A 16,519-nucleotide genomic window follows, 5' to 3' on the forward strand; every position below is an offset into this window, starting at 1 on the left:
GAACATGTTTATAGATTTTAGTAACAATTTGTCTAAGTTGTGGATAAGTATCGAGAAACCATTGCATTATTCGGCTTTATTTGATATTATATTTGTGTTTTAGTTTGTGCATAAAATTATTAGCAAATACTCTTATCCACAGTTTGTGGATATGGTGTGGACAAATGTTCACAGCTTGTATATTAGTTTATACACATTATTGTGGAAAACTTAATTTTTAGGTTTTCCGCTTTTTTATCAGTGTACATCCATCCACAAGTTATTATGCATGTATACTTCCTAGTGTTGCCTTATGAAAGGAGGGTTTATCGTGGAAAACATCGAAGATTTATGGAGAAACACTTTAGAGTTAATCAAAGATAAAGTAAGTAAACCAAGCTATGATACCTGGTTAAAAAATACGTCTGTTGATCAATTAAAAGAAGATACCGTGATTATCTCTGCTCCCAATGAATTTACAAGAGATTGGCTTGAATCAAGATATACCATGATTATCTCAGATGCCCTATACGAGCTAACAGGTGCAAAATTAGCTGTAAAATTTGTTATTCCTGAAAGTACAGATGACACAACAGAAGAATTCACTCAAATGAAAAAGAGAAAAACTGTACCAGCTCAAAATAATGAAAAATCACCTAAATCGATGTTAAATGATAAATATACATTTGAAACATTTGTCATTGGTTCTGGTAACAGGTTTGCTCATGCAGCATCATTAGCAGTTGCTGAAGCTCCGGCAAAGGCATATAACCCTTTATTTATTTACGGTGGTGTTGGTCTTGGAAAGACACACTTAATGCATGCGATCGGACATTATGTATTGGATCACAATCCATCTGCGAAAGTAGTATATCTTTCATCTGAAAAGTTCACGAATGAATTCATCAATTCCATTCGTGATAATAAAGCTGTGAATTTTCGTAATAAATATCGTAATGTTGATGTCTTATTAATTGATGATATTCAGTTCCTTGCGGGAAAAGAACAAACACAAGAAGAATTTTTCCATACATTTAATACATTACATGAAGAAAATAAGCAAATTATTATCTCCAGTGACCGGCCGCCTAAGGAAATTCCTACTTTAGAAGATCGACTGCGCTCTCGTTTTGAGTGGGGACTTATTACAGACATTACTCCCCCTGATTTGGAGACAAGAATTGCTATACTTAGAAAAAAAGCAAAAGCAGAAGGTTTAGATATACCTAATGAAGTGATGCTGTATATTGCAAATCAAATTGATACCAACATTAGAGAATTAGAAGGAGCATTAATACGAGTAGTTGCCTATTCATCCCTTATCAACCAAGATATTGATGCATCGTTAGCAGCTGAAGCATTAAAAGATATTATCCCTTCTTCCAGACCAAAAGTAATTACGATACAGCATATTCAAGAAGAAATTGGAAAACGGTATAATGTGAAATTAGAGGAATTCTCTGCTAAAAAACGTACGAAATCTATTGCATTCCCAAGACAAATTGCCATGTATTTATCCAGAGAACTAACGGATTTTTCACTTCCTAAAATAGGTGAAGAATTTGGTGGGAGAGATCACACTACAGTTATTCACGCACATGAAAAAATCTCCAAGTTAATGGGTACGGATGAATTATTAAGTAAAGAAATTGAAGCCATAAAAGAACAATTAAAATCTATGTAACTTACGAAACTTGCTATTATATGCTTGTGGGTAATGTGGATAAATGATGCAAACCTGCAAACAAGTTATGCACATCTGGATAACTTTACAAAAACAGCGAAACTTGAGTTATCCACATATTCACAGTCCCTATTACTATTATTACGGTAATTATATTAATAATAAATAAATATATTCCTCAAGGAGGATTAAAATGAAAATTGTAATTAACAGAGATAAATTAATGGAAAGTATTCAACATGTAACAAAAGCTATTTCATCAAAAACTGCCATTCCTATTTTGGCTGGATTAAAAATGCAAGCAACACATAACGGTATAACATTAACTGGGAGTAACTCCGATATTACAATTGAATCTTTTATTCCCGTAGAAGAAGAAGGAATTCAATTTATTGATGAGATTGAGCAAGGCGAAATTATTGTTCACGCAAAATATTTCCCAGAAATTATAAGAAAATTACCTTCTCAAACAGTTCAAATAGAAGTAGACGAACAATTACAAATAACGATAAAATCTGGTCATGCTGAATTTCATTTGAATGGGCAAGACGCAGAAGAATACCCGCAAATATCGCAAATTCACACGGATACAAATTTTGAATTACCGATTAATTTATTAAAAAGTATGATTAAACAAACAGTATTTGCGGTATCGACTTCGGAAACACGACCTATTTTAACTGGGGTTAACATTAAAGTGGAAAATGAGCAACTTCATTTTGTTGCAACAGATAGTCATCGTTTAGCAGCAAGTAAGTTACCTTTACAAACTGTAGTTGAGGAGTTTCCATATGATCAAGTGGTTATTCCCGGGAAAAGTTTAAATGAATTAAGCAAAATTCTGGATGATACCGAAGATAACCTTCAAATTAGCATCACTGAAAATCAAATTGCCTTTCAAAGTAATCACTTATACTTTGTATCACGTCTACTGGATGGAAAATATCCAGAAACATCACGTTTAATTCCAGAAGAAAGCAAGACAGTGATTCATGCTGACACAAAAACACTTTTGCAAGCAGTAGATCGTGCATCATTACTTGCAAAGGATAATCATAATAATGTTATTCGATTACAAACCAAAGAACAGGAAATTGTTGAGATTTCAGGTAATTCACCAGAAATAGGGAAAGTAGAAGAAGAAATTACGGTAGCAAAAATGGATGGGGAAGAATTAAAAATATCATTCAGTTCAAAATATATGATCGATGCATTGAAAATAATGGACACAGAGCAAGTGAAAATAGAATTTACCGGAGCAATGCGACCATTCATCATCAAACCAATAGATCACGACCAAATTTTACAACTAATCTTACCAGTAAGAACATTTTAGACGGAAAGAGGAACAATAAATCATTGTTCCTCTTTTATTTAGAGTGAAAGAGTGTAAATGCAGGGAACAATATATAACCCCCGTAAACCGCGATGTAACTTCCCCTCATTCTTTCATAGATGAGTAGTAAACCTTCGCTACTGAATATAATAAAAAAATAATTAGCAGGTTTACTTTTATATTTATCAAATGTTTAGTAAAATAGATAGAAGGGCTATACTAATAACCAATATCTTTCTAGATAATAAAGTAGGTGAAATGATGGAAGAAAAAATTGAAATTTCAACAGATTATATCCCTTTAGGACAGTTTATAAAATTAGCCAATATACTTGAATCAGGTGGTATGATCAAAGTTTTTTTACAGGAAAATGGTGTCTACGTAAATGACGAATTGGAGACACGTCGTGGTAAAAAACTTTATCATGGGGATACAGTCTATATAGAAGATGTTGGTACGTTCGTGGTAACAAAAAGCGCGGAATAAAGGTGAAATTCGGAAGGAAATTCGAATGTATATACAACAATTAAGTTTAACTAATTATCGCAACTATGATCATTTGTCTGTTCAGTTCGATGATAAAATAAACGTGATTATTGGAGAAAATGCACAAGGTAAAACAAATTTAATGGAAGCTATATATGTTTTAGGATTCTCCAAATCACATCGAACCACAAAAGATAAAGAATTAATACAATGGGAGCAAAATTATGCTAAAATAGAAGGTAGTGTATTTAAAAGAAAACAACAGTTCCCCCTGGAAATACAAATTACTAATAAAGGTAAAAAAGCTAAATTAAACCATTTAGAACAAAAACGTCTTAGTGATTATATAGGTGCCCTAAACATTGTTATGTTTGCACCTGAGGATTTAAATCTTGTGAAAGGAAGCCCTCAAATTAGAAGACGTTTTATTGATATGGAAATAGGTCAAATCCAACCAATCTATATCTACCATCTTGGACAATATGTCAAAATCCTAAAACAAAGAAATCATTTATTAAAGCAAATGCAAAAGCGAAAATCAAATGATCTCACAATGCTGCGAGTACTGACAGACCAAATGATCGAGCACGCTGCGATTATTTTAGAAAAACGTTTTATATTCATGAAACGACTGCGTACCTGGGCAAATGAGATACATCGAGGAATCAGCAGAGGAATAGAAGATTTGGATCTGCAATATGCTTCTACCATTGATGTATCAGAGACAGATAAAAAGGAAAATATAATAACAGTTCTTACAGAGTCATTTGCGAGGTTAGAAACGAAAGAAGTAGAGCGTGGCACAAGCTTGATAGGTCCTCATCGGGATGACTTAGTCTTTTATGTGAATGAGAAGAATGTCCAGACGTTTGGTTCACAAGGACAACAAAGAACAACCGCGCTATCTTTGAAACTTGCAGAAATAGAACTTATATATCAGGAAATTAATGACTATCCTATTTTGCTTTTAGATGATGTTTTAAGTGAATTAGATGATTTTAGACAATCCCATTTATTAGATACGATTGAAGGAAAAGTTCAAACCTTTGTCTCTACAACCAGTGTTGAGGGTATTCATCATCAGACACTGGATAAGGCAGAGATTTTTAGAATAGATAACGGAAAAATAATCGAGTAAAAAGTAGGGATATTATGTTTATTCACATTGGAGATGAACATGTCATTCAATCTAAAGATGTGATAGGAATAATTGATTATAGTTTAGTAACTTCCTCCTCAATAAACGAGGAAATGTTGAAAGAACTGAAAGAGAAACAACAAGTCGTTGTAACGGACGAAGAGTTAACAAAGGCAGTGGTAATAACTGCTGACAAAGTATTTTATAGCCCGTTATCAGTCTTAACGTTAAAGAAAAGAGCAAGTATGATTTCCACAATTAGCAGGTTAGAGGATTATTCTGAATATGGTGATGAAGAAGAAAGATAATGAGAGAGAATGTAGGTGATTGAATTGACAATGGACGATAATATGCCACTGGAACAAGCCTATGATGCAGATCAAATTCAAGTATTAGAAGGCTTAGAAGCGGTGCGAAAAAGACCAGGGATGTACATTGGATCTACCAATGAAAGAGGACTTCATCATTTAGTCTGGGAGATTGTTGATAATAGTATCGATGAAGCACTGGCTGGTTATTGTGATCATATCCAGGTTTTTATTGAAAAAGACAACAGTATAACTGTAATCGATAATGGTCGTGGAATTCCCGTGAGTACTCATGAGAAGACAGGTCGCCCGGCAGTAGAAACAATTATGACTGTCTTACATGCTGGCGGTAAGTTTGGCGGCGGAGGTTATAAAGTATCAGGTGGTCTGCACGGTGTGGGTGCTTCTGTTGTAAATGCCTTGTCCAGTGAATTGGATGTGTATGTACATCGTAATGGTAAATTATATAACATCAGCTTTTCACGTGGTAAGCTAAACAATAGCTTAGAAGTTATTGGAGATACAGATATTACGGGGACAAGAACCCGTTTTAAACCAGACACAGAAATATTTACAGAATCAACTGATTATCATTACGATATATTGGCAACCAGATTACGTGAATTAGCCTTCTTGAATAAAGGGTTAAGCATTTCTATTCAGGATAATCGAGAAGATGAGGAAGCGGAAACTTTTTATTATGAAGGTGGAATCGGATCTTATGTAGAACATTTAAACCGTTCCAAAGAAGTTCTGCATGAACCTTTTTATGCAGAGAAAGAAGAAGATAATATTCAAGTTGAAGTCGCATTACAATACAACGACGGATTCGCAAGTAATATATATTCATTTGCCAATAATATTAGTACGCATGAGGGTGGAACTCACGAATCGGGTTTTAAGACCGGTTTGACTCGTGTTATTAATGACTATGCGCGAAAGAATAATTTATTCAAAGAAAACGACCCCAATTTAACTGGTGATGATGTTAGGGAAGGTTTAACAGCAATTGTATCGATTAAACACCCAGACCCACAGTTTGAGGGTCAAACGAAGACAAAGCTAGGAAATAGCGAGGCAAGAACTATTACAGATTCTGCCTTTAGTGAGCTTTTTTCAAAGTTTTTATTTGAAAATCCTAATACAGCAAAAATTGTTGTGGATAAAGGGTTAATGGCTTCACGTGCAAGAATGGCAGCGAAAAAAGCAAGAGAATTAACAAGACGAAAAGGTGCTTTGGAGATTTCTAATCTTCCAGGTAAATTAGCTGACTGTTCGTCACGCGATGCGTCTATAAGTGAATTGTATATTGTGGAAGGGGACTCAGCAGGGGGTTCAGCCAAGCAAGGGCGAGATCGTCATTTTCAAGCAATTTTACCATTAAGAGGTAAAATACTTAATGTTGAAAAGGCAAGGTTAGACAGGATTTTATCTAACAATGAGATCCGTTCCATTATTACAGCACTAGGTACCGGAATTGGCGAAGAATTTGATATTTCGAAAGCTCGATACCATAAAATTGTAATTATGACGGATGCAGACGTTGACGGTGCACATATTAGAACCTTATTATTAACCTTTTTCTTCCGATTCATGAGACCGTTAATTGATTATGGTTATATCTATATTGCACAACCGCCTCTTTATCAAATAAAGCAAGGTAAAGCTGTTCATTACACTTATTCGGATAAAGAGTTAGAACAATTACTAGCAGAATTACCAAAACAGCCAAAACCAGGATTACAACGTTACAAAGGTTTAGGAGAAATGAATGCAACACAGCTGTGGGAAACAACAATGGATCCTGATGGACGTACATTGTTGCAAGTTAGTTTGGAAGATGCAATGGAAGCAGATCAAATTTTTGACATGCTAATGGGTGATAAAGTAGAACCACGCCGTAATTTTATTCAGGATAATGCGGTTTATGTTAAGAATTTGGATGTCTAAGCCAGGTTGTTCAGAATAGCAATTTTCATGTCTTCCTGCAGTGAAATAGGAGGTAATCAAATATGGTGGATCAAAACCGTCCACAAGTTCAAGAAATCAATATAGGGAACGAAATGAGAACATCTTTTTTAGATTATGCAATGAGTGTCATTGTGGCCCGTGCTTTACCTGATGTCAGAGACGGGATGAAACCTGTCCATCGTCGAATATTATATGCTTTAAATGACCAGGGTATGCATGCGGATAAAGCATATAAAAAATCAGCTCGTATTGTTGGGGATGTAATCGGTAAGTATCATCCACACGGTGACTCAGCTGTCTATGAGGCAATGGTAAGGATGGCACAAGACTTTAGTTATCGCTATATGCTTGTAGATGGTCATGGAAACTTTGGTTCAGTAGATGGTGACCCACCAGCAGCAATGCGTTATACAGAAGCCAGAATGTCTAAGATTTCAATGGAAATGTTACGAGATATTAATAGAGATACTATTGATTACACGGATAACTATGATGGTTCGGAAAGAGAACCGAAAGTATTACCTGCTAAGTTCCCTAATCTGTTAGTTAATGGTGCTTCTGGTATTGCAGTGGGGATGGCAACAAATATTCCACCACATCATTTAGGGGAAACAATCGATGCCATTCTTGCGATTAGTGAAAATCCTGAGATTACCATTAGTGAGTTAATGGAAGAATATATTCATGGTCCTGACTTTCCGACAGCTGGTCAAATTCTAGGACGAAGTGGTATTAGAAGAGCTTTTGAGACTGGAAAAGGATCTGTTACAATTCGTTCCAAAACGGAGATCGAAGAACAAGCGAATGGTAAATCAAGAATCCTTGTTTCGGAACTTCCATACCAAGTGAACAAAGCCAAGTTGGTCGAAAAAATAGCCGATTTAGCAAGAGATAAACGGATTGAGGGTATTACCGATTTACGTGATGAATCAGACCGTAATGGTATGCGTGTTGTAATTGAACTACGCCGAGATGCGAATCCAAACGTCGTGTTAAATAATCTTTATAAACAGACACCTTTACAGACGTCTTTTGGTATCAATATGCTAGCTTTAGTGGATGGACAGCCGAAAGTATTAAATTTGAAGCAATGTCTGGAATATTATTTAGCGCATCAAAAAGAAATTATTACGAGAAGAACGCAATATGAATTAAATAAAGCAGAAGCACGTGCACATATCCTTGAAGGTTTACGGACGGCACTTGATCATATTGATGCGATTATCACCTTAATTCGTCAATCCAATACAACGGAAATTGCCCGTGACGGCTTAATGAATCAATTTAATCTTTCTGAAAAACAATCTCAAGCAATTCTGGACATGCGTTTACAACGTTTAACTGGTTTAGAACGTGAAAAGATTGAAGATGAATATAGCCAGATCGTTGAGTTAATTAAAGAATTAAAAGCAATCTTGGCGAATGAAGAGAAAATTCTCGAAATCATACGTGAAGAATTATTAGAAATTAAGGAAAAGTTTAATGACGAAAGAAGAACAGAGATTGTAACAGGTGGAATAGATCTGATTGAAGATGAAGATTTAATTCCAGAGGAAAGTATTGTTATTACCCTGACACACAGAGGTTATATTAAACGTCTACCTGCCTCTACTTACCGGGCACAAAGACGTGGTGGCCGTGGAGTACAGGGAATGGGTACGAATGATGATGATTTTGTGGAACATTTAGTTTCTTGTTCGACACATGATACGGTACTCTTTTTCTCTAATAAAGGGAAGGTATATCGCTCGAAAGGGTATGAAGTACCTGAATTTAACCGTACAGCAAAAGGTATACCAATCATTAACTTATTAGAAGTGGAACACGGTGAATGGATTAATGCCGTTATAACGGTTAGTGAGTATAAAGAAGGCTGGTATTTATTCTTCACGACCAAATATGGTGTATCTAAAAGAACATCGCTTCCTCAATTTGCAAACATCCGTAAAGGTGGCCTGATTGCACTAAACTTGCGGGAAGATGATGAATTAATTTCTGTTCGTTTAACAAACGGCCAAAAAGATATTTTAATTGGTACTGAAAATGGCTATGTGATTCGGTTTGAAGAAAGTCAAATCCGTTCCATGGGAAGGACAGCAGCAGGTGTAAAAGGTATTTCCTTACGTGGAGATGATGAGGTTGTTTCGATGGAAATTCTGGAAGAAGATCAGTATGTACTGAACGTAACCGAGAATGGATATGGAAAACGAACACCTGTTGAAGAATACCGCAGAACAAATCGTGGTGGTAAAGGGATATTTACTGCTAACATTACCGAGAAAACTGGTAAAGTAATAGCAGTCAAAAATGTAACTACTGAAGAAGATATTATGATTATGACAGTATCTGGTGTCCTAATTCGTATGCAAGTAGAGGGAATCTCAACGACAGGTAGAAACACGCAAGGAGTTCGTCTCATTCGTTTACAAGAAGAGGAAAAAGTTGCAACAGTCGCAAAGGTTGATCCTGAAGAAGAGATAATCGAAGAGGATGACGAAGCAGAGACAGAAAAATAGTAAAGGGTGTGATCCAGTTGCAGGTGCATCCACAACAGCTAATATCTGGATGTATTACTACCAAGCAAGTTTTTGGTAAAACTAGACATCCAATCATAGATAAAAATACGGTAATTAATGAAGAACATATTCAAGTTCTAAAACACTTTAATATTGATTCGGTAGAGGTATCTGAAAAATTAGCGTCAGGAAGTCATTTTATCCCTGAAAAAGTTACGACTCCTGAGCATTTTTCACGAAAAAATGTACAAAGGAAATCACGAGATTCCTTTGAGAATTTATACCTTAATGCTGTCTTAGGTTACAAAGCAATGTTTCAAAAATGGCAAGGTGGAAGTCCTATTGATATCTATCAAGTACAAAAAATGATGATGCCATTATTTGATTATGTAAAAGATATTAGTTTAGACTTATTTTTGTTGCATAAATTTGCTTCTAAACAAGACTACTTTTATCATCATGGCGTATCAATTGCCTTGTTATCAGCACACCTTGCTAAAAAACTAGGGTATGAAAAAGAGTGGGTCCAAGTAGGTATCGCAGCTATTTTGGCTGATAGTGGGATGGCTAAATTAAATGAAAATTGGCTAATGAAAGAATCAAGATTAACGATAGCCGAATATGAAGAAATAAAGAAGCACCCAACGTTATCCTATCGAATGGTAGAAGATATTCCTTATGTAACGCAAGACATGAAACTATCAATATTGCAGCACCATGAAAGAATGGATGGTAGTGGGTATCCAATTGGAGTAAGAGCAGAGAAGATACATCCTTTTGCTAAAATTATTGCAGTTAGTGATACGTATCATGCCATGACATCAGAGCGAGTTTATCGCAGAAAGCAATCACCTTTTAAGGTTGTTGAAGAAATGTTGAAGTTGAAGTATCAAAAATTTGATTATCCTGTGCTGCAAAAATTTATTGATACGCTCATGAATTACACGATTGGTACACGTGTCATGCTCTCAACTGGTAAAGAAGCATATATTATTTTTGTTGACTATAATCAACCAACAAGGCCGATGGTAAGAGTAATGGATAGCGGCGAAATAATTAAATTAAATGAAAAAAAAGCAATCTTTATCGAAAATATTATTACAGAATAGATAGGTGACCATAACGGTTGCCTGTTTTTTTTATAAAATTAGGCAGGAATAAAATTATGTGCATAATCCATAAACTGCGAACCGTGTACATGCATTTGCTTTCTTCCATTCTTTTCTTGATGAGTGCATAACCATCGCTGCGGAAAAATACTCCCTTTCCAGGGGCACGGCCTCAGCTAACTTTGCAAAGAAAGTCACTTTGCAAAGTGGATCTTCGGCTCGTGCTGCTCCCCCAGGAGTGTCGCATTTTTCCGCAGCTTTGACTAGTGTTTTGGAATAGTGAGAAGAAGTCCCTTGATTATATATCCGAAGATTTTCTTCTTTAAACAATCAGAACATTAGAACCAGCGGAGGCAGAATACGGAGACTCCTGTGGGAACAGCGCGAGTTGAAGACCCCACAGAAAAGCGCACTTTGCTTTTTGAGGAGGCTGAGGCCGTGCCCACGGAAAGCGCAGTATTCTGCCGAAGCGATGTTCCAGCACTCTCCATGGAAAGAATGGAAGAAAGTCTCATTCCGGAAATTTTCACTGTTGCGCTGCGGTTATCTACTTCGAATCAGCAAGAGGATTTGGATTGATGGATTTTTTTCCTAATAAGTGTATGAGCGTCGTTATTTACATCGATCATATAACTTTTATCATTCATCTTTGTAAAAAAAATTTACAAATTGTAACCTCTTACATGATTGATTTTATCATATCGCTATTATCAGTATATTAAATAAGAAAAAAAAAAGGTTGAAAAACCCTGAAACATATCGTATTGTAATTAACAATAGTTAAGGATATGACCCTCAAAAAACAGATGAAACTCTAGTGATAGAGAGCTTTATTTCCCATCCATTATTTCACAATAAAAACAAAAATCTAAGGAGGTTCACCGATGAGAACAGATAAATTTAGTAAAGAAGGTTTAACGTTTGATGATGTGTTATTATTACCAGCAGAATCTAATGTACTACCTAAAGATGTATCAGTTAAAACAAAGCTATCCGAAAATATTACGCTTAATATCCCATTTGTAAGTGCCGGGATGGATACTGTAACAGAAGCGAAGTTAGCGATTGCGATTGCCAGACAGGGCGGAATTGGTGTTATTCATAAAAACATGTCCATTGAAGAACAAGCTGAACAAGTTGATCGTGTGAAACGTTCTGAAAGTGGAGTTATTTCAAATCCTTTTTTCCTATTGCCTGAACATCAAGTTTTTGATGCAGAACATTTAATGGGTAAATTCCGTATTTCCGGTGTACCTATTGTAAATAATGAGGAAGACCAAAAATTAGTCGGAATTTTAACGAATCGTGATTTGCGTTTTATTGAGGATTATTCCATTAAAATTTCCGATGTGATGACTAGTAAAAACTTAGTAACAGCTCCAGTTGGTACAACCTTGAAAGAGGCAAGTAAAATTTTACAAGAACATAGAATTGAAAAATTACCATTAGTTGATGATAATAATGTATTAAAAGGACTTATTACTATCAAAGATATCGAAAAAGTAATCGAATTCCCTAATTCTGCTAAGGACAAGCAAGGACGTTTATTAGCTGGTGCTGCTGTTGGAGTCACAGCAGATTCCATAACACGTATTGATAAACTAGTAGAAGCTGGTGTAGATATATTAGTTATTGATACAGCACATGGCCATTCACAAGGTGTTATTGACCAAGTTAAACGAGTTCGAGCTAAGTATCCTGACATAGATATTATTGCTGGAAATGTCGCAACACCAGAAGCGACAAAAGCACTTATCGAAGCAGGAGCGAATATTATCAAGGTAGGTATTGGTCCTGGTTCTATCTGTACAACTAGAGTGGTTGCAGGTGTCGGTGTACCTCAAATAACAGCAGTTAATGATTGTGCAACGGAAGCACAAAAGCATAATATTCCTGTTATTGCTGATGGTGGTATTAAGTATTCAGGTGATATAGCTAAGGCAATCGCAGCAGGAGCACATGCAGTTATGTTAGGGAGCTTGTTTGCAGGGGTATCCGAAAGCCCTGGTGAGACTGAAATCTTCCAAGGTAGAAGATATAAGGTTTACCGCGGTATGGGATCTGTTACTTCTATGCAATCTGGTTCTAACGATCGATATTTTCAGGACACACAGGATGCCAAAAAATTAGTACCAGAAGGCATAGAAGGCCGTGTAGCTTATAAAGGACCTTTAGCTGATACGATCCATCAATTAATTGGTGGTATTCGATCTGGAATGGGTTACTGTGGATCAGCTGATGTTGAAGCATTACGAAACGATGCTAGATTTATTCGTATGACAGGTGCAGGGTTACGAGAAAGTCACCCGCATGATGTTCAGATTACGAAAGAATCACCAAACTATTCCTTATCATAATCGTATATAGTAAAAAGGGTTGAGGAAAACTTGGGTTACCCAAGTTTTCTTTTTCCGCGTATACGAACTATAGTCATATAGCGTTATTTTCTATTTGCAGTAGTTATGATAAAATTGTTTCATGCAAAAAAATAGTCGGAGGTAGGAAAAGTGAAAGATATAATCAAAAAGATGAGCATTTTAGTAGTGATTACATTATTAACAATCACTACATTTTCTATGAATAGTTTACCAGTACAAGCAGCAGAAAATATAGATGTCAAGGCAGAATCTGCTATCATTGTCGATGCTAACACAGGGAAAGTTTTATTTGAGAAACAATCTGATTTAAAATTACCTCCAGCTAGTATGACGAAAATGATGACCGAATACCTGGTTCTTGAAGCTATTAGTGAAGGTCAAATCAACTGGGATACAACTACTCAAATTGGAGATTATCCTTATTGGATATCATCAAGCAATGCCTTTTCAGGGATTGGTTTAATTCAAGATCAAGATTATACGGTTCGTGAATTGTATGAAGGAATGGCTATTATTTCTGACAATGCGACAACTGTAGCACTAGCAGAACTAGTAGCAGGTTCAGAAGGCGAATTCGTCCAAATGATGAATGATAAAGCAGAAGAAATGGGATTACAAGAATATAAATTTGTTAATTCTACTGGTTTATCTAATACGGATTTAGGGGAACATCATCCGGAAGGAACGGAACCGGATGCCGATAATTTATTATCAGCTCGTTCAGCAGCATTATTAGCATACCACCTAATTAATGATTATCCAGAAGCATTAGATTATTCTAGCACATTGACATCTGAATTAGATGAAAAAGAGTTACAAAATCTAAATTGGATGCTGCCATGGGAAGGAAATAATTTTACTCAATATGGATATGAAGGTGTAGATGGATTAAAGACCGGACATACTGATGCAGCTGGATATTGCTTTACAGGTACGGCACAACAAGGAGATCGCCGTATTATTACAGTAGTTATGAAAACGAGTAGTGAAGAAGAACGTTTTATTGAAACGAAAAATTTAATGGAGTATGGCTTCTCAAAATTTGAAACAGTAGAACTATTTCCAGTTAATTATCAGTTAGAAGATGAATCTACTTTACCTGTATCAAAAGGGGAAGAAAAGGAAGTAGAGATTGAAACAGCAGAAGCGTTTGAAACGATGATAAAAACTGGTGAAGAAGAATTATATGATATACGATACGAGATCGATGAAGATAAATTAACAGCAGATGGCTCATTAGAAGCTCCACTAGAAGCGGGCGAAAAAATAGGAGAAGCGGTTCTTCAGTATAATGGTGATATAGATTACGGTTATATTGGTGGTGACACTAGTGACCAACGCGTAGATCTAGTGACAACTGATGCGGTTGAAAAACAAAATTGGTTTATGCTATCACTAGGAGCGATTGGTAACTTCTTTGCAAATGTCTTTACGACAGTAGTAGATTTTTTCAAAGGGTTATTTAGCTAATTTAATTCCTATTACAGCAGTTGGCATTTGTTCATTTTATGTTATATAATGTAAGAGGATGAAACGATCGTTTAGAGTTCATAATTTTAGGAGGAACATAAGAATGTCTAAAATAGGTACAGATAGAGTTAAAAGAGGTATGGCAGAAATGCAAAAAGGCGGCGTTATTATGGACGTTGTCAATGCAGAACAAGCAAAAATTGCAGAAGAAGCTGGTGCTGTAGCAGTTATGGCGTTAGAGCGAGTACCATCTGATATTCGGGCAGCTGGCGGAGTGGCTCGTATGGCAGATCCAACCATTGTGGAAGAAGTAATGAATGCTGTTTCCATCCCTGTTATGGCAAAAGCTCGTATTGGTCATATTGTGGAAGCACGTGTTTTAGAATCAATGGGTGTTGACTATATTGATGAGAGTGAAGTATTGACTCCTGCTGATGAAGTATATCATTTAAATAAACGTGATTATACAGTGCCTTTCGTATGTGGTTGCCGTCACTTAGGTGAAGCAGCTCGTCGTATTGGTGAAGGTAGTTCGATGTTACGAACGAAAGGTGAACCTGGTACAGGTAATATTGTCGAAGCCGTTCGTCATATGCGTGAAGTTAATGGACAAGTTCGTAAGCTGGTTAACATGAATGAAGATGAAGTAATGACATATGCGAAAGATCTAGGAGCACCATATGAAGTATTACTTGAAATTAAAGAAAATGGTCGCTTACCAGTTGTTAACTTTGCTGCCGGTGGTATCGCTACTCCAGCGGATGCGGCATTAATGATGCAGCTTGGTGCTGATGGAGTATTTGTTGGTTCAGGTATCTTTAAATCAGATAATCCTGCTAACTTTGCAAGAGCGATTGTAGAAGCAACAACACATTATGAAGACTACGAATTAATTGCAAAAGTATCTAAAGGCATTGGTACAGCAATGAAAGGATTAGAAATTAGTACAATTGCTCCAGAAGAGCGTATGCAAGATCGTGGTTGGTAAGTAGTGAGGAGTAAAAAATAATGGTAAAAATCGGAGTATTAGGCTTACAAGGTGCGATTCGCGAACATATTCGTTCCGTTGAAGCAGCCGGAGCAGAAGGTATCATTATTAAGTACAAAGAACAATTATCTGATATAGATGGATTAATAATACCTGGTGGCGAAAGTACAACAATGCGTCGACTCATTGATAAATATGATTTTTTGGATGCATTAGCTGATTTTGGTAAACATGGGAAGCCGATTTTTGGTACTTGTGCTGGTCTTATTTTATTGGCAAATAATATTGTTGGACAAGATTATGCACATTTATCATTAATGGATATGAAGGTAGAACGCAATGCATTCGGCAGACAGCGTGAATCTTTTGAGGCCGAAATAGATTTAAAAGGTGTTGCAGATAATTTTGAAGCGGTCTTTATCCGTGCACCATATGTAGTGGAAGTTGGACCAGAAGTAGAAGTTTTAGCTACTTATCAGGATAAAATTGTTGCAGCAAAACAAGGTCATTACTTATGTAGTGCATTTCATCCGGAATTAACGGATGATCACCGTTTAACAGAATACTTTGTCAAAATGGTGGAAAAATAATATAATAGTAACAGTGAAAGATCGGTATGGAATCATTTATAAAACGAATATATAAAAGCGATGACAGGAACTAGTAACTTATTGTTTTATGGCAGAGAGCCGGTGGTTGGTGTAAACCGGTATAAATGATAAGCGAATCCACCCTGGAGCAGTACATGGAAATGATAGTACATGTACTCGGTGACAAGCCGTTATAGATAATGAAGCCGGGAGAAGACTTATTCTCCAATCAGGGTGGTATCGCGGGTAAACTCTCGTCCCTACTAACAGTATGGGACGGGAGTTTTTTATATTTAAAAGTTGTTTCCAAAAGATTGATGCTTATAAAATACTATTTAAAGAATCCAGGCCTGCGTAGTAATAGATACAAACTGCAAACTAATGAAAATGTCTGTAGTGAAGTTTCCTTCCATTCTTTTGTGATGAGTGGTAAACCATTGCTGCGGAAAAACGCTCCCTTTCCGTGGGGAACGCTTCAGCCTCCTCAGAAGCCAAAATCGCTTCTTGCGGGGTCTTCAGACTGTTCCTTTCCCACAGGAGTGTCGCATTTTTCCGCAGCTTAGAAT

Annotated in this window: 13 protein-coding genes and 1 other annotated feature; all 13 genes read left to right on the top strand. The window is 36.2% G+C overall.

What is annotated here, in order from left to right:
• Positions 1-310: 310 nt before the first annotated feature.
• The 13 genes from dnaA to pdxT all read left to right on the top strand — a co-directional run bounded on the left by dnaA (position 311) and on the right by pdxT (position 15,953).
• Positions 311-1,663, top strand: a complete 1,353-nt coding sequence (gene dnaA, locus BM121_RS08120) for a chromosomal replication initiator protein DnaA (RefSeq protein ID WP_091483118.1) — start codon at positions 311-313, stop codon at positions 1,661-1,663.
• A 193-nt stretch (positions 1,664-1,856) separates the two neighbouring features.
• On the top strand, positions 1,857-2,999 hold the full coding sequence (gene dnaN, locus BM121_RS08125; protein ID WP_091483120.1) for a DNA polymerase III subunit beta: 1,143 nt from the start codon (positions 1,857-1,859) through the stop codon (positions 2,997-2,999).
• 261 nt (positions 3,000-3,260) lie between these two features.
• Positions 3,261-3,485, top strand: coding sequence for a S4 domain-containing protein YaaA (yaaA, locus tag BM121_RS08130; RefSeq protein WP_091483122.1), 225 nt, complete (start codon positions 3,261-3,263; stop codon positions 3,483-3,485).
• A gap of 25 nt (positions 3,486-3,510) precedes the next feature.
• Positions 3,511-4,623, top strand: coding sequence for a DNA replication/repair protein RecF (recF, locus tag BM121_RS08135; protein ID WP_091483124.1), 1,113 nt, complete (start codon positions 3,511-3,513; stop codon positions 4,621-4,623).
• A gap of 14 nt (positions 4,624-4,637) precedes the next feature.
• Positions 4,638-4,931, top strand: a complete 294-nt coding sequence (gene remB / locus BM121_RS08140; protein ID WP_091483126.1) for an extracellular matrix regulator RemB — start codon at positions 4,638-4,640, stop codon at positions 4,929-4,931.
• Positions 4,932-4,973: 42 nt separating this feature from the next.
• Positions 4,974-6,881 (top strand): DNA topoisomerase (ATP-hydrolyzing) subunit B, encoded by a 1,908-nt coding sequence (gene gyrB / locus BM121_RS08145; protein WP_425432216.1) that lies wholly within the window; start codon positions 4,974-4,976, stop codon positions 6,879-6,881.
• Positions 6,882-6,943: 62 nt separating this feature from the next.
• Positions 6,944-9,418, top strand: a complete 2,475-nt coding sequence (gene gyrA, locus BM121_RS08150; protein WP_091483127.1) for a DNA gyrase subunit A — start codon at positions 6,944-6,946, stop codon at positions 9,416-9,418.
• Positions 9,419-9,441: 23 nt separating this feature from the next.
• A complete protein-coding gene (locus tag BM121_RS08155; protein ID WP_245780768.1) occupies positions 9,442-10,527 on the top strand; it encodes an HD-GYP domain-containing protein in 1,086 nt (361 codons plus the stop codon).
• A 438-nt stretch (positions 10,528-10,965) separates the two neighbouring features.
• On the top strand, positions 10,966-11,106 hold the full coding sequence (locus BM121_RS22015) for a hypothetical protein (RefSeq protein ID WP_175495366.1): 141 nt from the start codon (positions 10,966-10,968) through the stop codon (positions 11,104-11,106).
• Between the two features lie 305 nt (positions 11,107-11,411).
• Positions 11,412-12,884, top strand: a complete 1,473-nt coding sequence (gene guaB / locus BM121_RS08165) for an IMP dehydrogenase (RefSeq protein ID WP_091483130.1) — start codon at positions 11,412-11,414, stop codon at positions 12,882-12,884.
• 150 nt (positions 12,885-13,034) lie between these two features.
• A complete protein-coding gene (locus BM121_RS08170) occupies positions 13,035-14,375 on the top strand; it encodes a D-alanyl-D-alanine carboxypeptidase family protein (RefSeq protein WP_091483131.1) in 1,341 nt (446 codons plus the stop codon).
• Between the two features lie 103 nt (positions 14,376-14,478).
• Entirely contained in the window at positions 14,479-15,363 is an 885-nt protein-coding gene (gene pdxS / locus BM121_RS08175) for a pyridoxal 5'-phosphate synthase lyase subunit PdxS (RefSeq protein WP_091483132.1), read from the top strand.
• 20 nt (positions 15,364-15,383) lie between these two features.
• Entirely contained in the window at positions 15,384-15,953 is a 570-nt protein-coding gene (gene pdxT, locus BM121_RS08180) for a pyridoxal 5'-phosphate synthase glutaminase subunit PdxT (RefSeq protein WP_091483133.1), read from the top strand.
• A 51-nt stretch (positions 15,954-16,004) separates the two neighbouring features.
• Positions 16,005-16,218: a binding site (T-box leader), on the top strand.
• Positions 16,219-16,519 lie beyond the last annotated feature (301 nt).

This window comes from Gracilibacillus orientalis, assembly GCF_900114645.1.
In the GTDB taxonomy this organism is placed as follows: Bacteria; Bacillota; Bacilli; order Bacillales; family Amphibacillaceae; genus Gracilibacillus; species Gracilibacillus orientalis.

What these genes read in the sequence shown, in the direction of transcription:
- dnaN (WP_091483120.1), top strand. Translation starts at nt 1,857, where the DNA reads ATGAAAATTGTAATTAACAGAGATAAATTAATGGAAAGTATTCAACAT.
- yaaA (WP_091483122.1), top strand. Translation starts at nt 3,261, where the DNA reads ATGGAAGAAAAAATTGAAATTTCAACAGATTATATCCCTTTAGGACAG.
- recF (WP_091483124.1), top strand. Translation starts at nt 3,511, where the DNA reads ATGTATATACAACAATTAAGTTTAACTAATTATCGCAACTATGATCAT.
- remB (WP_091483126.1), top strand. Translation starts at nt 4,638, where the DNA reads ATGTTTATTCACATTGGAGATGAACATGTCATTCAATCTAAAGATGTG.
- gyrB (WP_425432216.1), top strand. Translation starts at nt 4,974, where the DNA reads ATGCCACTGGAACAAGCCTATGATGCAGATCAAATTCAAGTATTAGAA.
- gyrA (WP_091483127.1), top strand. Translation starts at nt 6,944, where the DNA reads ATGGTGGATCAAAACCGTCCACAAGTTCAAGAAATCAATATAGGGAAC.
- guaB (WP_091483130.1), top strand. Translation starts at nt 11,412, where the DNA reads ATGAGAACAGATAAATTTAGTAAAGAAGGTTTAACGTTTGATGATGTG.
- pdxS (WP_091483132.1), top strand. Translation starts at nt 14,479, where the DNA reads ATGTCTAAAATAGGTACAGATAGAGTTAAAAGAGGTATGGCAGAAATG.
- pdxT (WP_091483133.1), top strand. Translation starts at nt 15,384, where the DNA reads ATGGTAAAAATCGGAGTATTAGGCTTACAAGGTGCGATTCGCGAACAT.